At 52.6% G+C, this 20,336-nt stretch carries 14 protein-coding genes and 4 pseudogenes; 12 read left to right on the top strand and 6 right to left on the bottom strand.

Annotation, left to right across the window (positions count from 1 at the left end):
• Positions 1-229 precede the first annotated feature (229 nt).
• The 7 genes and pseudogenes from CPter91_RS21530 (at position 230) to CPter91_RS21490 (ending at position 10,701) form a co-directional block, all read left to right on the top strand.
• Positions 230-2,947 carry a hypothetical protein gene (locus CPter91_RS21530; RefSeq protein ID WP_150119778.1) on the top strand — a complete coding sequence of 906 codons (2,718 nt, stop codon included), beginning with the start codon at positions 230-232 and terminating at the stop codon, positions 2,945-2,947.
• 114 nt (positions 2,948-3,061) lie between these two features.
• Positions 3,062-3,472, top strand: coding sequence for a CesT family type III secretion system chaperone (locus CPter91_RS21525; protein WP_061943967.1), 411 nt, complete (start codon positions 3,062-3,064; stop codon positions 3,470-3,472).
• A 74-nt stretch (positions 3,473-3,546) separates the two neighbouring features.
• A pseudogene (locus CPter91_RS27450) lies at positions 3,547-4,121 on the top strand (DDE-type integrase/transposase/recombinase); the annotation flags it as partial.
• Positions 4,122-4,219: 98 nt separating this feature from the next.
• A complete protein-coding gene (locus tag CPter91_RS21510) occupies positions 4,220-4,429 on the top strand; it encodes a hypothetical protein (RefSeq protein ID WP_061943961.1) in 210 nt (69 codons plus the stop codon).
• A gap of 539 nt (positions 4,430-4,968) precedes the next feature.
• A complete protein-coding gene (locus tag CPter91_RS26715) occupies positions 4,969-5,688 on the top strand; it encodes an ADP-ribosyltransferase domain-containing protein (RefSeq protein WP_167595205.1) in 720 nt (239 codons plus the stop codon).
• A gap of 955 nt (positions 5,689-6,643) precedes the next feature.
• Complete coding sequence (locus CPter91_RS21495) at positions 6,644-6,991, top strand: hypothetical protein (RefSeq protein ID WP_150119776.1); 348 nt, start codon at positions 6,644-6,646, stop codon at positions 6,989-6,991.
• 893 nt (positions 6,992-7,884) lie between these two features.
• Entirely contained in the window at positions 7,885-10,701 is a 2,817-nt protein-coding gene (locus tag CPter91_RS21490; protein WP_167595204.1) for an autotransporter serine protease, read from the top strand.
• 281 nt (positions 10,702-10,982) lie between these two features.
• On the opposite strand, the pseudogene CPter91_RS27815 reads toward CPter91_RS21490, so the two are convergent.
• From CPter91_RS27815 to CPter91_RS21475, 3 genes and pseudogenes are all read right to left on the bottom strand, one after another.
• A pseudogene (locus tag CPter91_RS27815) lies at positions 10,983-11,471 on the bottom strand (transposase); the annotation flags it as partial.
• A gap of 62 nt (positions 11,472-11,533) precedes the next feature.
• Positions 11,534-12,068, bottom strand: a pseudogene (locus tag CPter91_RS27045) (transposase); the annotation flags it as partial.
• 157 nt (positions 12,069-12,225) lie between these two features.
• Positions 12,226-13,590, bottom strand: coding sequence for a type III effector (locus tag CPter91_RS21475; protein ID WP_236905881.1), 1,365 nt, complete (start codon positions 13,588-13,590; stop codon positions 12,226-12,228).
• Between the two features lie 852 nt (positions 13,591-14,442).
• Between CPter91_RS21475 and CPter91_RS21470 the strand changes: the two are divergent.
• Both CPter91_RS21470 and CPter91_RS21465 read left to right on the top strand, forming a co-directional pair.
• Positions 14,443-14,712 (top strand): annotated as a pseudogene (locus tag CPter91_RS21470) (transposase); the annotation flags it as partial.
• Positions 14,713-14,920: 208 nt separating this feature from the next.
• The gene (locus CPter91_RS21465; protein WP_061943943.1) at positions 14,921-15,283 is read left to right on the top strand and encodes a sensor histidine kinase; all 363 of its coding nucleotides are present in this window, start codon (positions 14,921-14,923) and stop codon (positions 15,281-15,283) included.
• 48 nt (positions 15,284-15,331) lie between these two features.
• Here CPter91_RS21465 and CPter91_RS21460 read toward each other — a convergent pair whose 3' ends face one another.
• Positions 15,332-15,964: a response regulator gene (locus CPter91_RS21460; protein ID WP_061943941.1), complete on the bottom strand. Its 633-nt coding sequence runs from the start codon at positions 15,962-15,964 to the stop codon at positions 15,332-15,334.
• 429 nt (positions 15,965-16,393) lie between these two features.
• On the opposite strand from CPter91_RS21460, the gene CPter91_RS27040 reads away from it, so the two are divergent.
• Positions 16,394-16,552, top strand: coding sequence for a hypothetical protein (locus CPter91_RS27040; RefSeq protein ID WP_167595203.1), 159 nt, complete (start codon positions 16,394-16,396; stop codon positions 16,550-16,552).
• A gap of 63 nt (positions 16,553-16,615) precedes the next feature.
• On the top strand, positions 16,616-16,906 hold the full coding sequence (locus CPter91_RS21455) for a hypothetical protein (protein ID WP_061943939.1): 291 nt from the start codon (positions 16,616-16,618) through the stop codon (positions 16,904-16,906).
• 152 nt (positions 16,907-17,058) lie between these two features.
• On the opposite strand, the gene CPter91_RS26710 is transcribed toward CPter91_RS21455, so the two are convergent.
• Positions 17,059-17,265: a hypothetical protein gene (locus CPter91_RS26710; protein WP_150119775.1), complete on the bottom strand. Its 207-nt coding sequence runs from the start codon at positions 17,263-17,265 to the stop codon at positions 17,059-17,061.
• Between the two features lie 348 nt (positions 17,266-17,613).
• Between CPter91_RS26710 and CPter91_RS21450 the strand changes: the two genes are divergently transcribed.
• Positions 17,614-17,862: a DUF7706 family protein gene (locus CPter91_RS21450; protein WP_061943936.1), complete on the top strand. Its 249-nt coding sequence runs from the start codon at positions 17,614-17,616 to the stop codon at positions 17,860-17,862.
• A 136-nt stretch (positions 17,863-17,998) separates the two neighbouring features.
• On the opposite strand, the gene CPter91_RS21445 is transcribed toward CPter91_RS21450, so the two are convergent.
• Positions 17,999-19,717, bottom strand: a complete 1,719-nt coding sequence (locus tag CPter91_RS21445) for an alpha,alpha-trehalose-phosphate synthase (UDP-forming) (protein WP_082793129.1) — start codon at positions 19,715-19,717, stop codon at positions 17,999-18,001.
• Positions 19,718-20,336 lie beyond the last annotated feature (619 nt).

Genomic DNA, 20,336 nt, shown 5'->3' with positions numbered 1-20,336 from the left:
CGCCGGGGAAGGATGCGGTCCTTGAAATCACACGACAGCCATGCCTAAGCCTTCGCTCTCTATGTTTGCGGCAGATTTTATAGAGCCGTCACCGCAAATAAATATAACGATATGAGAATTTTTTAGGGTTTTCGAAAAAAAATTCGCAAGAGTGAACGGTGGTTCGTGGCGCCACAAAAATGATTGCGTCAAACATGTAATCTGTCATCGTCAAAAAAAGAAAGCCATTATGCATATTCCTTCATCCACAAACAAATCGGCAGCTGTCGACGATGCCGTATCACATGAGCGATCTGGTGCAGTTGATAAAGCAGACCCCCGTTCTGTGCAACGCTCATTGAGCGAAGCGAGCGCTGCGTTGAGAGTTCTGGGGTCATTACGCAATTCGACCGGCGACGCTGCTGGTGGTCCAGTCGAAGAGGGGCCGGATGCCGGCACGATATCGCAACGACCGAGGATGTCTGCGAATAACCTAAAACCGCTTGTCGCTATTCACGCTACGCTCGACCCGACGCGGGCCGTCGGCACAGGCCCGAGATCGGCGAGCAGCCTTGGCGCGGTTGAAATTTGTGGCACGAGCTATGACGCGCTTAAAGTGCTTCCTCAACAAATGCATGATATTGCGTCCAGTTCCGGTTCGATCGGTCCGCATGTCATTATTCGCAATGAAGAAATTACTGCGGAAAATGCTCCATCTCGCATAACCCCGCTTGGCGAAGCCGGGAATGCCACGGTGATCGATATGCCGAGCGAGCACGAGCTGCATCGAGACTTGATGGCGCATAGCAAGGCCTTTGTCGAGGAGGACAGGATTGTGTTGAATCCGGAACATGTCCAGGCATTCATCGAAACTCGGGCGCAGGCGCTTAAAACAGGTGACTGGACTCAGGCAAAACTATGTTTCAACACGATGCTGAATCTGGAGCAGAGTGGCATGGACGCAGGGTTCAGAGAGGGCGGGAAGGCGTATTCCTGGCGCAATGCTCCAGCCTCGATAATGTCCTTGCTGCCTACCATTTGCACCTTCAAGGCACATGGCAATGCGCCGGGTCCTGCACGGAACTGGGCAGCGGGCTATTTTGGCAGTGTGATGGCGGTTTCCACGGTCAGCAGCTTGGTAAATACCTATACCTTGCTACATGTAACACCCTACCAGGATATGGCTTTTCGAAACGCGGCCGATATTGCTCCGGAATTGAATACCCCGACATTCGACAAGATCGAAACGGAATTGAAGCAGGTACTGCAGCACGTGCAAGATGAATCTCCCAGGCTGCAGGATCTGTTAACACGTTCCGTGGCGGATCCCGGAAATCATGAACTCAGGGCGGCGGCAAATCATGCTGTAGATGAAGTCGCAAAGACACTTGATCACGCCATCAATCATTACACCACGCGCTGCCAGCTCAATCGCGTCTATTTCGAGGGGCTGCACCGGCAGTCATGTTTGCAGACGCTCAAATTCTACGGCAATCTTTTGGCCGGATGGGGGGGCTATATTGCGAAGGATCCCCGTGTCGCGGCGGGGATCCAAATAGCTACATCCGTCTCGCAACTGGCATTGCAGCGGTTGGTCGCGCCATCCGATGAGGTAGACAAGCAGAATCTGATGATTGATCTGAAAATGCTGACGGCGGACGATCCGAGCAAATTCAAGGAACTCATGCGAAGCCCGTTGCAAATACGGGTAAAGACACTGGATCAGATATTCACGGGGCAGGTCAGAGAACTGGAGCAGCAGATTGCAGATACATTGCATATGGGGGCGAACGGACCGAACGACTGGCGAACTCACGCGGGACTGAAGGATCGAGCAGAATATCCGGCGCGGCTCGCCGCAATAAGCGATATCAGAAGCGGTGCTTTTGAATCCTTGGGAGCTGGTGAAAAGGCCGCGGTTCAAGCGCTCGAGATCGAATTGGCGTCGGCGACAGACATCCGAAATTATGAACGCGCGGACGAGTTGCATGCGGTCATTGCCGGCACGTTAAAGATCGACGCCGACGTACTAAAGACGCACGCCAGCCTTCAGACTCAGGCGAACAGGTTGCCGCCATTGAGCCATGAAGAGCGAGCGCAGCTGGCGCTACTGAGCAGCAAGATCGAGACGGCGTCGGGTAATTTGCCGGATAGCCAGAGAAGCAAATTCAATACGCTTGTCATTGCCTGGGAGTCAACCCGCCATGATCCTCAGCGCGTACGCGAGGGGCGGTTCACAGAGGTTTCTGATTACAACGATAACAAACGCACCGTCCGTGACGGCATGCAAGTCACGGAACACACGAATTTTTTCGAACTCTCGCCGGAATTCAAAGTGGGATTCATCAAGGCTGGCAACACCCGCAGCGGATTGCCGGACGAGGTCTCCGCGACTTACGGTGCGGCGTCCTGGAGGGCATTTCAATTGGGGGTCGCGGGCATCAATGGCTCATTGATGATCAATTCCCTGCTGGGCTTGGTCAGTGCGCAAAAAAAGACCCACGATCCGACCTACCAGGAACCTCTTTGGGAACGATACCTATCCCTTGGCATCACCATGAGCGCGGTGCTGGTTAATGTTGCTGCCGCATATCAGGTTGCGAATGCCAAAACCAAGCCGCTGGGAAAATTATGGGGGCAGGTCGCCTCCGGACCAACATCGTCCATATCGGAAACCGTTTATCAAAACAATAAACTGGACGAGCGGCGCAAGATTCGTGAAGCGACAGCAAATGGATCGTATCCCTATGTCGGTGTCAGCATCAAATCGCTCTCCACTTATTGCCTTGGTGCGCTCAAGTTGGGTTTCAAGGGCATGGCTTTTATGCCGCGGGACGGAATTGCCGCCTCGAAGGCGAGGGCGGCGTTCGAGAAAGCCGAGGGGAAGCAGAAAGAGCTGGAGCGCATGAAAAATGGTCTAACACAATTTGATCAGGCTTTAAATATCGCCGATGACGCGAGAGCTTGACCTATTGCGCATGACAGCCGTGAATCGCCGCTGCTGCTGATTCCAGCGCTGGGTTGTAGCTGGACCGCATTCATGGACGCTCGATAAATTTTTACAAAATAGGTGGAGAAATATATGGCATCTGAAAATTATCGGAAACTGATAGATGAAGTATGTGCGATCGCAAAAATCGCGAATCCCAAACTGTTTTATACGACTGCTGATGTGACTGTCGATGGCGTCAATTTCACTTTGATCGACGGTAGCACCGAACAAGAAGAAGGTTTGGCCATGTACTGCGATTTTGGTGCGCTGCCAGTAAAAAATCGTGCCGATGTGCTGGAACGGTTACTGGAAATAAATTTGACGATGCATGGTGTAAATACACCAGTATTTACGGTTAACTTCGAAACCCGTCATGTTTTGCTAGCGCGGCGCATTCCTATTGGACATATATCGGCACTTGATCTGATGAATACGTTGTCAGAATATTCGGCGCATTCAAAGGAGTGGCGCAGGACTTTTTATCTGCATGAAGCCAGATAATCAATGCTGTCAATTGACAACGCCTGACTTAAATTGTGTGATGTCATAGACATCGTTTCAATTAAAATGGCGTCATGAATGACGATATCCGGAAGCGGCTACGATGGCTTCAGTTGTACGAGGAACTTGGCAGCGCAGGCGTTGTATGCCTGCGCTGCGGGATCTCGCGGCCGACGGCTGCGCAAGTGGTGGATCCGATATCAAGAACATGGAGAGGCGGGCCTGCAAGAGATTTTGCTATCGACTGCGACGATCCATAAAACCCTGGAGCTCATTGGCAAGCCGATACTGAATGACAAACGGGCCCTGCAGAAAACAAGTCATCGGGTACAGCCGGCCCACACCAGGTGACCGTGTGCAAATGGACGTTTGCAAGATCGCGCCTGGCATCTATCAGTACACGGCTATTGACGACTGCACACGCTACAAGGTCCTACGGCTTTTTCGCCGCAGAACAGCAAGCAACACGATGGAGTTCTTCGGTGCAGTGATCGAAGAAATGCCGTTTGCGATCCAATGAATTCAAACAGATCGCGGGCGCGAGTTTTTCGCCACAAAATTTCAGGAGCGGCTTCTAGAGTGGGGAATTAAGTTTCGCCCCATCAAGCCTGCATCGCCACACCCAAACGGCAAGGTGGAAAGGTCACAATGAACTGATCTCGACGAGTTATATTCCACGGTCGATATCAGAGATCCGTTGCTGGCCTAGCTGCGTTGGCGGCGTATTGGATCACACCGACGCCTCTATTGGGTGGTATCACGCCGGTAGAAGCCAAGGCGATTTTTGATGAGTGCTCGGCAACCCGGTATGCCAAGAAAAACCTGTTTCTGATCGAAGTCAAGGATCCGATGCCGTCCAGCATGGATTCGTTGGTATCGAAGCTGATGACCGGCGACGGCGCCAGCATGTTTAACTTGTTTGCGATCGAGGTCAATTTTTTCACCCTGGACGATTAGCGGCGACAAGGTGAGGGTGGGATCGGGCTCAATCGATTCGGTGCATAGCCTCGAATCTATCGATCTGGGACTCACGACCATGGACGATTCGGTGGGTACAGTCGTATTGAAGAATTGCTTCCGCTCAAAGTTCGGCCGGCTGAGAACTCAATCAGCAACGCAGTGTAGAGTACTTACACACGAGCCAGTAAATTCACTGCTGCCTCGATGCTCCTCTTCGGAAATTGCACGGAGATTTCGCATATCTGCACATTCTGTATCTGGGTGGGACTCATAATTTAGACTTTCATTGATACGAATCAACTAATCCTATGGGAACTTGCGTATCGAAGCTTCATGTAGCAGACCCTGCATCGAGTTCGCTTGACCCCGGCAGTGACGAAGACATTGCCTCTAGCGCATCAACAAGCCATAGAGCTTATAGATCAAAGGGCCCCCTTGATGGTCTGCGCTCTAGGCCTAGCAATGAATTGCCAGGCTCAGCGAGTCCTGGCCCATCGTCTTCGTCGCCGCCGAGATTAGGCCTGGCGAGGCTTAACATGAACGCATCACGCGTATCCTTGTTGCGAGAACAGCCATCATTTACCACACAGAGTCCAACAAGTTTTCGGAAACAATTCGTCGCCCTCGGAAGAAATTATAGAACTTCAGAGGCAGATCAGCGCGAATTCATTGAAGCCTTCGTTGCGCATCGAAATGACAACTTGTTCCAGGACGGTCAGCAGGACTATGCGGACTATTCACGGCATATTAAGTCGGTGATAGAGAAACATCCGTCGTTGGCCAACATACCATTAGCCGATCTGGTAGCGCTACGTGTTTGGACAAGTAATGATTACGGACGCGTGCAGGATAGTTTGGAAACGGGCCAGCAAATTTTCCCAGAATCAGTGCCATTTGCACGGGCCATTGTCTCGGCATTAAATGCACTTCCCGACGAATTCACGCACACAGGACTAGTCCATACTGGCGAGAATCAATCTATCCAGTGGGTGAATGACCGATATAAAGCAGGGCGGTCGAGGACCGATTGGCGTTTTTTTGCAACCAGCGAAACGAAAGAAGGCGCTTGGAAAAACCAATCAGTTGAAATTAGTACGATTTCCGCCTCCGGTAAAAAGATCTCCATGTTTTCCATCAATCCACAGGAGGATGAAGTTTTATTTCCGCCGGGATCGCGTTTCTTTGTGGAGTCGGTCGACATTGAAAGTCGGAACGACAGCAATCGAGTAACAATCGTGCAACGCGAAATTCTGTAATGTGTTTGCCGCAACTCTGTTGCGATAGTCTGTATGGAGAGTGATCAAAAACTTGGGGGCGACAGTGATGCAGGGTACTGCCCTGTGTGTGTTGCCCGGGGCAGCCATCGACCAAGGACCGCCAGTCAGCGCGGTTTTGTAATCTATTGTGCGATGGTGAGCTTCGTGTGTTGAGGTAAGCATGGCGGCAATGGCAAGGTCTTACGTGCTCTTCATGTAAGTGTGAAAGGGTTGATCCTCCGTTTTAATGGGGCTCAACGATGAGATTTGATGGTGAAAGTGATACATTCACTTTCACCATTTTTTTAAGTGTTTCGGCAACCGATATCTAGTATGAGTATCTGTCAATTGATTGGATGCGGATCTTTTCTTCCGAAAAGCGTACTGCAGAGGTAGGTTGAAAAAAGTGGAGGCCAACGTTTTGTAAAATAGACGAAATGGAAAATCGCATGAATAAGCCCCGAAATGCAGTTACACGCAAGAATTCCGCGGCCACGCGGTTTCTCTCTCGAGCATTAAAATGGCCATTGCTGAAAATACTCAGGTATGCACAGATGGCGGCTTCTCGCTCCTTCTTAGTCATGATTCGGTTACATTGAAAAGGAGGCCGACAAAGCAGCGGAAGAGTGGCTGGTGCAGCATAGCCACGACTTTGATCCTGATCGTGATGACCAGGGGACTTCTACGAATCTGCAAATGACGCCGGGAGTGTGTTTTAGCAGCTCCTCAGTGATATGTGTGACGGTACTCGTTTGAGCGTTGTCGCCGGGATGCTCCACCAATGGGATAAGCAGTTGCGCGACTGGCTAGTGCAAGAGATACGGCACTGGCATCGGGGTGATATTGCGGTTTCTAAGAGTTGGTCAGTGGATTTTTTGAAGATTGCGGATCTACTTGACGGCCTTGGCTGGAAGATCGCAGGTGAAAATTTTTTGCCCAGCTCGACGCGTGCCACTTGGTCGTCAATGTCTATAAACATGGCGAGGGGAAGTCGTTTGATGATTTGAAAAAGCAACACCCGGGATATATCAATGATCCATTCAAAACCGATGGCGGATCGTTTTTGAACTCGGATGATTTGGATCATACAAATCTTATGGTGAATGATGCCCAGATTGAGGAATTCTCTATAGCGATCGTGGAGTTCTGGCGGAAGGTCCCAGCCAATATTTTCGCATCCGAAGTAGGCTCAGTATCAGTTCGGTTTGAGAAGGCCATTTTGAAAGATAGAGAAACGAATAAAGGGCGGGGCGACGAAGCCGCAATCGCGAATTGCTCACGAACAACAACAGACGGCTTTTAATTATCATTGTGATGCTACCCCTTGAAAAACAAGGTACTGTCAGTTTGTGCTTGTCCATTAAAATCATTAAAAACGGACTCAGCCCCAGCACTATGTCCATTTTGTTCGACACTTGAAACGTCACCTCGTAGTGGTCTAATTTGCCCAGACACCTTGATAGTCGGGCAATCCCCGCAACGACGGCCAGGCTAGCTGCCGCGTTGATGCGAGAGTCTCCTCGATGCGGCACCAGTTCTTCCGTTCGCGGCCGTCGCTCTCTTGCGCGCAGGACAGTGCGTAGAGTGAGTAATCCTATTCTAGAACCCCAAATATTGGCGGAAATTCCTACATTATTTTAAGGATTGTCTGATTGGAATTTATTCTGACATTCTTCACCATTGTAATTAGAAAATTAAATCAACACCTCTCTAAGTTAATAACTAATGTTATGACAAGAGACACTGGTTGCGACAAGAGGCATTGTGTGAAGATTCTTGCAGCGCAACTAACCGGAATTATTTGATATTTCGGATTCGTGTGCAGGCAACAAATACGTTAATAAAATTGAAAATCTTATGTGCTAATCGCGCTTTATTTAGATTAATCGAGCCGACTTTACTGGACATCAATCTTCAAGACGAGGCGCAAAATCTACTTATCCTATGCGACGCTCACCTCTAAAATCTGATCTCATTGCATAGTGGGCAGATGCAGAAAAAGGTAAAGAATGGGCGGGAGTGGTTGGTACTGCTATGTGCTCTTGCGTTTTTTCGCATTCATTGACAGACATTGTATCTGCGGTGGGCCAAAGCTATCTTTGCAAGCAATTTTTCACCACGTAATTTAGCGTAAGACACTGGGGGTACGAGTTTTTCAGACTGTGTTTGCCGCAAGTTATTCAATCGAGTAGATCCATGAATCGCAAACATAGCCGTCGTTTTCCCTTGTCAGTCGTTTCCATCGCCGTCATGAGTACGCTCGCAGCCTGTGGCGGCGGTGGCGGCGGTTCCAGCAACCCCGATGGCGCCCAGCAGCCGGTATCCACCAATCCAGCGCCGGCCACACCGGCGCCGACAACGGCGGCGCCAGCCCTCAGTCCCAGCGATCCAAGCAACGCCAATGCAGCGCACGCGCGCGGCATCAACGGCGCCGGCGTCACGGTGGCGGTGGTCGACACCGATTTCAATGTATCGGATCCGGAGTTTGCCGGACGCTTGACCAAATACGTCTACGCCAGCGGCGGCGCCGGCAATCCGCACGGCAGCGAAGTGGCGGAAGCTCTGGGCGGCAGCACCTACGGCGTGGCGCCGGCAGTCAGCATGCTGGGGGCCGCGGTTGGCACCGGCGGCGACAATGTTTCGTTCACCAGCCCGGTGTACCAGGATCTGTTCAACAAGGGCGCGCGCCTGTTCAACCAGTCGAACGCCTTCGGCTCGATCGCCACGCCGGGTGGCAACGGCCCGACCTTCTACCACATTTATCAGCCATTCGTCAGCCAAGGCAGCCTGTTTATCTGGGCCGCCGGCAATGACGGCAGCGCCCATCCCAGCCTGACCGCCGGTCTGCCGGCTCTGTATCCAGACCTGCAAAAGGGCTGGCTGGCCGTGGTGGCGGTGAACGCCGCCGGCGGTGCGCAAGGCTACAGCAGCAGCGACACTACACCGGGCGTGATTTCCAGCTATTCCAACCGCTGCGGCGAAGCCGCCAACTGGTGCCTGGCTGCGCCCGGCGATTTCATCTCGGCGAGCGCCGGCGGCCGCGTTTACGGCACGTCGTTTGCCGCACCTGCGGTCACCGGCGCGGCAGCGCTGGTGCAGCAGGTATTTCCCTGGATGAGCGCCGACCAGATCCGCCAGACCATCTTGTCGACCGCTACCAGCATGGGCGATACCGCCACTTACGGCTGGGGTTTGCTGAACGCCAGCAAGGCTGCCAGCGGACCGGGCTTGTTCGATACCCGGCTGACGCTGGGCGGCAACTTCGTCGCCAAGTTCGATTCCGTCAGCTCGACCTTTGGCAACGATATCGGCGGCAATAGCGGTTTGCTCAAGGATGGTACGGGCACGCTGACGCTGGCCGGCAATAACACTTATAGCGGCGCCACTGAAATTCTCAAGGGCACGCTCAACGTCACCGGCGCGGTAGCGACCGCGGTGACGATCGACAGCGCCGGCATCCTCTCCGGCGACGGCGGCAAGGTCGGCGGCAGCGTCTTCAATTACGGCCGTCTCAGCAATACCGGCAACGGCATGACCATCAACGGCAATTACACCGCCAGCGCCAGCGCGGTGCTGGCCAACCAGTTCAACACGACCTTGACGGTGGGCGGCAACGCGGCGCTCGGCAATTCGCACCTGGTCGCCACCACGCCGGCCGGCAGCAGCGATCCGTCCGGCTATGTGGCGCAGCAGGTCGGTGTCAAAGGCAAGGTGCTGACGGCCGCTAACGGCGTCACCGGACAATTCCAGGACGTCTCGTTTGAACATGACGGTACGGCTTTCAATCCCGGCACTTTCCTGAGCGCGACGCTGGGCTATACGCCAACCGAGGTCGATCTCACCGTCGCGCGCAATGACGTGCAGGCGGTGGCGGCGAAAGCTTTCGCGGCGGATCCTACCCGCACCAGCAGCGCAGCCAATGTCGAACAGGGGCTTAAGGCCGCCGACGCCATGGTCGCCAGCGGCAATACCGGCGGCAATAATGCAGCCTTCCTCAGCAGCGCCGCGGCCATCCAGCGCACGGCGGATATTGCGGCTGCCGGCCAGGTATTGGATAGTTTGTCGGGCCAGATCTACGCCTCGTCGCAGGCCCTGACTTTCCAGCAGTCGCAAGCCATCAACCGTGATTTGTCGAATCGCCTGGCGCTGCTGGGCAGCCCGATTTCGTCGGATGCCAAGGCTGGTTTATGGGCAAGCGTGATCGGCGCCACCGGCAAGCTCGGCCAATCCGGCTATTCCTCGGCCGATACCTCAACCTGGGGCGGCCAGTTCGGTTTCGATACGCATCTGAATGACAAGGCGATCGTCGGCGCCGCGCTCTCCTACTCGGAAAGCAAGGCCAGCTTCGACCGCTTCGGTGGCGCTTCCGACAGCCAGAACACCAGCCTGTCGCTATACGGCCGCTATGCGCTGAGCAAGGATGGCGTGTATGTTTCCGGCCGCGCCGGTGTCGCCAGCATCACCAGCAAGATCAACCGTACGGCGTTGCTCGGTAGTGAAACCGACAGCCTGTCCGCCAACCATACCGACAGCATGATCTCGGCCTATGCCGAAACCGGCTACGTACGCCAGCTGTCGCCGACAGCAACGCTGACGCCGTTTGCCGGCATCAGCTACGATCGCCTCAAGCGCGGCGGCTTCACGGAAGCCGGCAGCGCCTTCGGCCTGACCGCTGGCAGCAACACCTATCAACAGACTGCGAGCGTACTGGGTCTGCGCGGCGACACCAGGTTTGACTGGTTCGGCGGCAGCAGCAATCTGCAAGCCTACGGCGCCTGGCAGCACGGCTTCAACAGCGGCAACCTGGATTTCAACGCTGCTTTCGTTGGTGCGCCGACCGCTGGTTTCAACGTGCAAGGCATCGGCCTGCCGCGCAACAGCGGCTGGGCCGGCATCGGCATCACCACCGCAGTCAGCCGCAAGTGGAGCTGGTATGGCAATTACGATGCGCAGTTCGGCAAGGACGGCGTAGTCAACAATGTGCTCTCGGCTGGCGCACGCATAGCCTTCTGAAGATGGCATACAAAATTATGCGAAATTTACTCTGAGAGCATCAGCATTATTCGATAGCCATTCCATTATCGGTTCGCTCGCTTCATCGGCTATGCCGTCGTCCCAAAACTGTGAAGCCTCCAAATCGTCAACGTCAATCCCCTCTAAAGAAATCCTTGCGATAATCACACCAATTTGCATGCGTCGAATTCTTTCCACAATCCCCAAACCTTGATTTGGCCCTGGCGGTGACTAAGATGCTGTTGCGAAATTAGTGCTTTAAGGAAGTTCCAACAAATAAGCGAGCATGCCAAGGAAAGGAATGCTTCATGCGGAACGGCGAGCTTCTCATAACGAATTTTGAGACGTCGAAACGAATGCAACCAAGAAATCGATCGTTCCACAACCCGACGGGTTTTCCCCAGGCCGCTGCCATGGGCGGTGCGACGCTTGGCAAGTTCGGAAATAGTCGACTGTTGGCACAAGATGCGGCGCAAAGGCTCGGAGTCGTTGCTACGATCGCCTTGCAATATCTTCGGCTTTTTCAACGGCCGTCCACGTTTGCTGGAAATGGCCGATATGGTTTCCACCAGCGGTAGCGCCTGCGTCACGTCGTGTGTATTGGCGTTAATCAGGATGATGGCCAGCGGGATGCCTTTTTGTTCGATGATGAGATGATGTTTGCTGCCGAGCTTACACCGATCAAGGGGACTGGAGCCGGTTTTTTCCCGCGAACATAGCTCGCACAGAAGAACTGTCGACGATGACGCGTGCCAGATCGAGTTGGCCACGTTGGCGCAACTCGGCCAGTGGACCTGTCAGGAGTTCTGTGTGCGGGATCAGAATTTCATAGTTAATCAATTGCGTTGGGAAAGCGTTCGCCGAACATGATGGCGAATTGGTTGGCTGTTAGCGGCCATGTCCACTGTGGCATCTTCCAATATTTTTCGATATTGCGCAAGGCGAGGAACAGCAATTTTTTTGCGGTGTCATCGCTAGGAAGTGGCCGCGATTCTTGGCGATCTTCGAAGGCGCATATGCAGACTCACTATGGCGTTGGTCGTATAGATATTCGTGCGTACCTTGGGCGGATAGGCAAAGAACGGGATGACCTGCTGCCACTGGCTGCCACGGTCGGGAATTTGGTACCCCACGGCTCCTGCGCAAACTCATCCAGCGCCACAGCCGCCAGGTCCGCGTTGGCGGCCCGATAGACGGATTTTAAGGCCGCAGCCAATTCCTTATGGTCCTTCCAGGAGGCCAGCGTGGTGGAATTGCGGATCAGGTGCACGATGCATGTCTCGGATCTGCGCCTGCGGGTAGACCACCTCAATAGTATCAGGGACGTCGCGCAGGCCGTCAACGACGGCAATCAGGCTGTCCGCCAACTTGACCAGCTCAGGATCGGACTTGGCTCGTTTGGTGCGTTTTACGTAGGTCATTTTTTCCTCAATGGTGGAAGTGTCCTGCCTAATGACCGTTTACACAAAATTTATTACACCCTCGAAAGATATGAAGAATTGAAAGATTGCGCTGACGTTTGCATTATGCCTGGGTGAGTTGTTCAGCCATCTGAACGGCCAGCATCGAATCGCTGACAGCCGTGAGAGGAGCACCGCTACTGACAAATTGTTCCAATTGCACTATTTCTTCTGGTGACAACGCATGCGGATCGTTCGGAACCGCCCCGAGTTCTGCGCTCCGCCCCGGCATCGGCAAGGTGACGCCCGATGCCGCAGCGCTTTGCGAGGTTTTGGCCGCGTAATGATCGTTCATCACCTTTCGGACCAGGAACCACGATCCGAGTGCCATGACACTATTCATCGCGCCGCCGATGCCGGCCGCGGCAAGCGAGCTACCGGGAAGATCGCTCCTTGCTTTGGTGATGGCTGTGCTGACATCTCCCATGGCGCTGGCCGCTCCGGCTGCAGTTCCTCCGATCAGGCGTGATTTGAACTCGTTCCATGACCAATTCGCTGAGATCTTGCCGAATCCCTTGGCTAGCAACTGTGTGATACCCTCCGCGGCGGCGCCGCCGAACGCGGAAAATGCGATGTCCAATGCATAGGCAAGCGCGACGTCCTCTTCTTCATTTTCTTGCTTGGGAAGGGATGATCTTGCCATGCCTTTGCAGGCCATGAAAGTGGTGAACGTGGCGATGAAGATGGCTTGCTTCATCGCTTCGCTGGAGACCTTGGGCGTATATTCGCTGCCTTTGCCGATGGCGAGCCTGATTTTTTTCGCGCCATACTCAGCCGTGTAGTGTGTGGAACCCAGTGCTATGCCACCAAGCAGGTTGCCCAGTGCCGCACCGGCAATCTGCCCGTAGGCGGTACCTGCGGAGCCGCTGCTCTTGCTGCCGATCAATTGTCCGATTGTCGGAACGAATTCCTCGAACAGCTTGCGGGAAACGCCCCAACTCACGCCGCTGACGAGGAATTGCTGCATGACCGACGAGAGATTGGCATTAAGTTTTTCGGAAGAGGAAAGGTCTGAGCCGTCTGTAGTTGCAGCAGGGGCCGTCCCAGTCTGGTGTTCGACTGCGGAATGTCCGACGATGCCAGACTCCAGGTCGGCCGGGTTGCTGGTGCCGGCATGGAAAGATTCCGGAGCGCCGATCCTTGACGTCGAGTGATGCTGATCGAGGGGAGAGCAGCATAGCACGCTACTAAGGCGTGCCGAATCAAACCGAGCCGAGGCAGGAGTCGACGACCCGCCTTCGAAGAGCCGCTTAGTTTCGCTTTCATCGCTTCGCCCCTTGAGGCGAAGGGAGGGCGGCAGGTTGCTGGTGGTCTGCCGAGACATCTGCCTGGTAGACTGAGGTGTCTGCTCTCGATTGGGGAGGGCTTCCTCCTGAGATAGGTGGGGCATCGAATATGAACGGGCTGAGTCTGTGACATTTTTATGCATTCTTGTCTCCTTGCTGGTCTTGGATCGGAAAAGAGATCCGCGTCTGTTGCTGAAGAGCCGACTCTCGTTGCGGTATGGTATGGCGCAAGGTATTTTCACGGGATATCGAATGCATGCCAAGTTAAATTCCCCGGTGAGCATCGCGTTGCGCCCGGAAATCGGGAGGCATGGTTCTCAGTTCGGCTCTCAATGGAGCAAGAACAGCCTATATCGACGTCCCCTAGCAGCGACGGGGTGGTGCGAACCGATGTTTCGTTTGGCGAAGCGAACGTCTCGCATTAATTCAAAAATTGTCGAAGCGGCCGAATTCAGAAGCGACGCTATTGATGGCGCCCACCCACGCGATGCTTTTTCTTCTTTCGTTCGTGAAAGCCATCGCGCTATTAAGTCGACATTGAAGTATTGAACGATATTTGATGAATGGATTCAAATCTGCCGTGGAAAAAAATGATCCTCGATCGCTGTCGGTGGACACGCTCAATGAACGGCGCCGGTGCGCAGTGAAGATGAGACTAGATAGTCTGAGCGTCAAAAAACATGGCGGCACATACGAGATGTCACACACGACAGTTAGCCGCGTGTGGCTTTGTTGCACAAATAATCGCTGGTCGTAATCCCCCCAATTCCCAGATGGATTTATGGCATGTGCAAGGTCGTTGGCGTCCCGAGATGGGTGAAGCGATTCAGGATGGCTACACCGACTTGCAGCTCCGCGAACCGAATGGCGGCATCGCTGAACTTCGGCCTACGCCCACGCTTACCATTCGCACTGCCATGCCAGTGCATCTCTTTGTGAGGTAGCCCGACTTTTTCGGACACTTCTGTTTGGTAATATCACCAAATGGAGAAATCATGACAGAAGCGAATTCAAGAAATTACACGCCGGAGTTTCGGGAGGAATCGGTGAAGACGATATTGGCGCAGGGCCTGTCGTTGGAAGAGGCTAATCGGCGCTTAGGGGTTCCGAACGGTACGCTGGCGAACTGGGTAGCTATCGCTAGGAGAGACGTTACCGCCATAACAGCACTAGGCAGTCGCACCGTGGCGGAGTTGGAGGCCGAGGCGGCTAGGCTACGTAAAGATCTCGTGGAAGCTTGCATGGAGCGCGGTGTGATAAAAAAAGTCGTGGCGCGTTCAACTGGTGGTCGCAACACCTTCTGGTCTAATGTTGGTCTAGGAGGGAAGTTATTTGAATCAAAAGAGAAGATGCGGGCTCTCTGCCACACAAAAGACATTGTTGTGGCAGAGGTGGAAAGATGGTGAGTCGTTAAGCGACATCGGCCGCTGGCTGGGCAAGCATGCGGCGTCGCTACGTCTGTCGGCGTTGGACATGGGGATCGTGTCGGCGCTGGAGTGGCTGGCCGAGGAGTTCAGGGACAATACCGGCATTCCGTGCAGTCTGGGTGTGCGTGAAGAAAACATCGTCCTAGATGACTCGCGGGCGACTACCACCTTCCGCATCGCGCAGGAATCGTTGACAAATATTAGCCGTCATGCGCAAGCGAGCCAGGTAGAAATCAGCCTGGATAGAAAGGACCAGCATTACCTGTTGGAGGTGCGCGACAATGGCAGGGGATTTGACGCCAGCGTGCAAAAGAAGAAGTCGATCGGCATCCGGGAGCGGGCGCTCATGCTCGGCGGCGAGGCTGCCATTTTCAGCGTGCCTGGTGTCGGCACCACGATCCGGGTGTAGATTCCCATCGCCGATGTGGCACTGACCAATGACAGCCGGCGACAGAGGTCATTCGATAAGGTTGTAGGTAATCGCGTAGCGCACCAGCTCAGCGTTGTTCTGGAAGTTCATTTTTTGCATCAGTCGGGCCTTGTGGGTGCTGACTGTCTTGTTGCTGATCGATAGCTCTTCCGCAACCTGATTGACGCTTTTGCCGCGCACCAGCAGTTGCAGAATGTGGAACTCGCGATCGGACAGGAGTTCATGGGGCGGGCGCTGGTCAGAGCTGCCGGATTCGAACACCATCTGCTCCGCCAGTTCAGGATCAATGAAACGTCCTCCCGCGACGACTTTGCGGATAGCAAGCATCAGTGTTTCCGGTTTATTGTCCTTGGTCAGGTAGCCGGAAGCGCCGGCCGCAAGGGCCCGGCGTGCAATCGGCAATTCGTTGTGCATGCTGAGCACCAGGACCGGTGGATAGGATTCATGCGCACGTATGCGCTGGATAAGATTGACGCCGCTGACGCCCGGCATGGTCATGTCGAGCAGCACCAGGTCGATGCCGCCCGCATGCAAGGCATCGAGCACTTGCCCGCCGTTGACAGCTTCGCCAACCGCCGCCACTTCTGTGCCCAGGGCAAACAATTGTTTCAGCCCTTCACGCACGATCGCGTGATCGTCGGCAATCAATACTCGTATCATGAATCCTCAGTTCATTATAGATGCAAATATCAGCCGCGCTTTTTGCGTCATATACTGACATTCGCTAAACGCCGATTTTTTTGCCATTATCGCGCACCTTCCTGTAAGCAATGGGTTTCTTTTGTTGTTATCATTTAGATAGCATATTTTGTCTCTGCCGCCGCTCTGGATTTTACTTGATACAGCGGCAAGGTATAGCATATAGATGGTAAGGAAATCCCTGCATCAACTTCAGGATATTACGATATTTCCCAATTGAACGAATTGCTATGATCGAGTCCGCACACCATTTTTGTTGTGCCATCAAGTTCCTTGTTTCCCAATGCAAAAAACACCATACCGGCCGATTTTGGATATCAAGAGCAGCCTGCTCCAGACCGTCTACGCCATCAACGATTGCACCGGGACCGGGTTCGATACCGTCCCACTTTGCCCGCCGCCGTTGGCAAATTTCCGATTACCCGGGCCAACCTGAACAACAATACGAATGTGACAACCGGCATAGACGCCATCCCTGAGAAACCGTCGGGCTGGTATATCGACTTGGAACTGAGCGGCAACAATATCGCGATTGGACGACGCACCTGAGTAACGACACGAGGAAGGTAAGGGCGAGCAGGTGGAAAGCGAAAGTCGACAGATGGAGATGAGATGAAAACTTTCAATTTCAACGATGTGTGGCAATTCATACGGTCGCAAAACAGTCATCTGAGAATGACCGATTTGGCGGTGGGAAGCATCCTGGGTATGTTGATGGGGACGACGTTGGCGGTTCTTGTTGCGTTTCGCCTGAGCCGAGAGACGTGGAGCCCGGACCTGATTTTACTGGGCGGGTTATGCGGCGCCGGACTAGTTGCTTTTTTTATTTACGGCGCCCTGGCCTTCGACAGGGGCAGGGGATTTTCTGCGCGACGAACTGACCGGCGCAGCGATATAGCCTAGGCGCTGGCTTCCCGAAGTTTTTATCTCTACATCAAGATCAGGATCTCCCGAAATACCCCCAGTCAAACTACGATTATCCTGACTGCGGCGCAATGGCCGCCAAATGTATTTTTCTAGGATTTTGCATCCCTTTTTTTTCGCAACGAGGCGATTCAATGCACGCTGATGGTTTGCCTAGAGCGCACATTGCCCACCAGCATATCGCGACTCAGTTCGTATTCTAGATACAAACTCTTGAGTGCATTCTTTGTTGGGTATTCTCGGGAGACACCTAGGTCGGTGATAGTGGGCGTCACGATCAGAGTAAGCGACAGGCTGATCCCCGCCGTTTCCAGTGCGTGCTCCGGTACATTATTCACGCGGCATTCATAACCAACTGATAAAGGCGACTAAATTACAAATGATATTTCTACCTACGGTTTTCCCTACGATTATTTCGGGATTATCTGATGGACGGGGGGGATTTTTTTCTGCAATCATCAATCATCTGATAGTTATAAAAAATGATTTGAAAAATTAAATTCCAGAATGAAATAAGATAAAAATAATAAATAGAGAAAAATTATTCTATTTTGGAAGGAACGACTCAGGAGCCTGATATTGGAGACAATCAATTATCTATATATCTATAAATAATTGATGCGGAACGACAATCTGAGATTTGTAATCTAGCTCTCGATAAATTTTTGCTATGAAGGATTTCCAAAATGGGCGAATTGACTAGTATCGAGTTCCAAGACAACGCTGAAGCGACATTTACGATTACGATTACGCACGCGACCGGGCATACCATCTTGATCAAAGATGAGGCCTTGGCGATAATCCATTTTATGACGCGAATTGGATGGCCGGATTTACTCAAACATTCAAAAAATAACGACGAAGCATATGTAATGATGAGAGCAATTGATAAAGCTCAAACGGCGTTTTGTAATGCCCAGCATCGGCCCATATAGCAGGTCCATGTCGAGGGATCATACGGCCGAGTTGCTGTCCGTGAATCGTACACGACTCTTGACTGCTGATGCACGTGTTATTTCGGAAGCGGATCAAAAACAAGCGGCGCGAACTGGCAGTGAAATGGTAAAAAAATCATTGCTTGCCGGCCGACTTATCCGAAGGGCGATTGATCATGGACAGAAATTCTAGCTGAGGTGCGAGCCACCCATGTACGTTATACGTATTCACAGATTCACGGATTTTTTCACTCATTTCTTTGCGTTCCTCTTTCGTCATGCCAATCAAACTTCTTAAATAAACGGCGAGAGCGGGAATATCGCCTGATGGGAACATACTACGTTGACGGAATTGCTCCGAGGTTTGAGAGAATTCTTCTGACGCTCCCACACCGGTGGACATCACCATGACGCCAGGATGTACATCCTGGCCTTGCGCAGCGGCGAATTCCTTGACCCCAAGATGCTGACCATCCCACGGAGACGATGCCACGTATATATCGATCAACCGAAAAAGTTCTGGCAAAGACGCGCGACTCACCAATTCGTTGTGGTAAATGACAGGCGTCCAAGATGTAGTTCCATGGTCGTTTTTAGTTCCATACTTATTATTGATCTCCGCCACAAACTTTGCGATCTCATCGTGAGCTTCCTTATATGCGGGCAAATCTGACCGTGATGGCGCCGCAACTTGGACAAATACCAACTGTCCGTAAAGAGAGGGATTCACCTCAAGCAAATCAGCATATGCTTGAAGGCGCCCGAGAATGTCTTTAGTCCAATCTTCCCGATCAACGCCGCCTATCACCGTGCGTCCCAGTGTAACTTCATTTTCTACTTTGGTTAGTAAGGCTCGGTCATTCTCGTCTGTTTTGCCGCTTAAAAACTCTGGAACATCAATGCCGATAGGAAAAGACTTTACGCGGGTTGCCGTGCCGGAAACGATCACGTCATATGAACCGTCTTCAAGCCTCACCGAGGTACCATGCAAATGCTCTTTCACGTAATTGCAAAAATTTTCCACGTCATTGTTGGTCTGTAGCCCGACGAGATCGCAGGAGAGCAGCGACGACATCAATTCCTTGTGGTTAGGCATTTTGTAGGCCTCTTCAGGCGTCGGTATCGGTATATGGTGGAAGTAGCCTATCGGATTTTCGATGCCTTTTTCCCGCAGGATTTTTGGAAGCACCATATGATGATAATCCTGAATAAGCACAATTGAGTCCGGCGCCACGTTCAGCCGGTCGATTACCTGCAGCGCAAATAAGTCGTTGACCTCCCGATAGGTCTCTATCTTGGGGGCTGGCATTATCAAATCCGCTCTGTAATGGCAGGCAGGCCAAATTACTTGGTTCGCGAATTCTTCATAAAACCCAATATGCTGCTTGTGGCTCAGAGGAAATTGTCTTACTTTTCCTCCATCGTCAAAAGTATTTTCTGCGACAGTGAATACTTCACTAACTTTTTTGTTCGTAAAAAGCCAAAAATTTCCGGGCAGCTTGGCTACCGAAGCCACTGCTGGTACCAGTCCGCCTCCTGTACCTTCCGCTTGTGGAGAATTAACGTTGACCCCTGCGTTCGACACAAAGAGCACACTGCGGGGTGAGGGAATGACTGCCGCAGGTTTTTTGGGGTCGATCAACCGGTTCGACACAACGACCTGCCGTTTCGGCACATTCGATGAACTCGATGTCTCAGGCATCTTGCGCTTTTTGCGTGGGGGCAAACCTGCAAGCTCAAATGAGCTGCTTGGTGTGGAAGGTAAGCGTTCCTGTGCTGATATGGAAAGCTCGTCGTTAGTTTGGGTATCTGTATCGGCTGGACTGGCTAAAACTTGATTGTTATTGATGTGCATTTGTTAACTTTATGAATTTTTATTTATAGTTTGTTATTCCCTAACGTTATTAGACAGGATCGGCTCGAAGCGCCTCGAGTGAGCAGCGAAAACTTGAGTCTCACGGCGAAGCCTTAATGCACGAAAAGCATGAAAAACTCGCTCTGTACACCCTCCTTGAAGGATCTGTGTTGATTTGCACGCGGAATTGATCCGTTCTTGCTTTCGGCGTTGACCCCGCAGTAATCGTGGAACCCATGGGCTCTACCTGCATTCTGAACGGCTTCGCTGGATCACAGGCAGGTGCAAAAGTGGGGCGAACGAGGTGCAAATCAACACGCTGTCGACTTAGCGGTCATTTTAGACAATCCAAAGCGAACCTTCGATCGAATCACTAGACGTTAGCCCCCCATTTGTTGAACTCATCCTCGGGGGCTGCGCGTCCATACCATCAGCGTGTGGAACGATTTGATTTCTAGCCCGATTGATGGCACGGGACCTTTGAGTAGTTATTCATCCAAGTTTGTATAAGTTCAGAGTTAGATGAGCAAAAGTTCAGAGTTAGCTGAAAATCGACAGCAAGACCGGGGCTTGCGGACATACAATATGGCCACAGGTTTTCTGAAAAAATCACGACAGT

The organism is Collimonas pratensis (assembly GCF_001584185.1).
Classification (GTDB): domain Bacteria; phylum Pseudomonadota; class Gammaproteobacteria; order Burkholderiales; family Burkholderiaceae_D; genus Collimonas; species Collimonas pratensis.
Note: the sequence above shows the minus strand (reverse complement) of the source record. Positions and strands in the feature narration are given on the sequence as shown.

Excerpts from the sequence above, each read along its gene's own strand:
- CPter91_RS21465 (WP_061943943.1), top strand. The coding sequence starts at position 14,921 with ATGGGGATCGTGTCGGCGCTGGAGTGGCTGGCCGAGGAGTTCAGGGAC.
- CPter91_RS26715 (WP_167595205.1), top strand. The coding sequence starts at position 4,969 with ATGAACGCATCACGCGTATCCTTGTTGCGAGAACAGCCATCATTTACC.
- CPter91_RS21490 (WP_167595204.1), top strand. The coding sequence starts at position 7,885 with ATGAATCGCAAACATAGCCGTCGTTTTCCCTTGTCAGTCGTTTCCATC.
- CPter91_RS21475 (WP_236905881.1), bottom strand. The coding sequence starts at position 13,590 with ATGCATAAAAATGTCACAGACTCAGCCCGTTCATATTCGATGCCCCAC.
- CPter91_RS21455 (WP_061943939.1), top strand. The coding sequence starts at position 16,616 with ATGAAAACTTTCAATTTCAACGATGTGTGGCAATTCATACGGTCGCAA.
- CPter91_RS21525 (WP_061943967.1), top strand. The coding sequence starts at position 3,062 with ATGGCATCTGAAAATTATCGGAAACTGATAGATGAAGTATGTGCGATC.
- CPter91_RS21460 (WP_061943941.1), bottom strand. The coding sequence starts at position 15,964 with ATGATACGAGTATTGATTGCCGACGATCACGCGATCGTGCGTGAAGGG.
- CPter91_RS21530 (WP_150119778.1), top strand. The coding sequence starts at position 230 with ATGCATATTCCTTCATCCACAAACAAATCGGCAGCTGTCGACGATGCC.
- CPter91_RS21450 (WP_061943936.1), top strand. The coding sequence starts at position 17,614 with ATGGGCGAATTGACTAGTATCGAGTTCCAAGACAACGCTGAAGCGACA.
- CPter91_RS21445 (WP_082793129.1), bottom strand. The coding sequence starts at position 19,717 with ATGCACATCAATAACAATCAAGTTTTAGCCAGTCCAGCCGATACAGAT.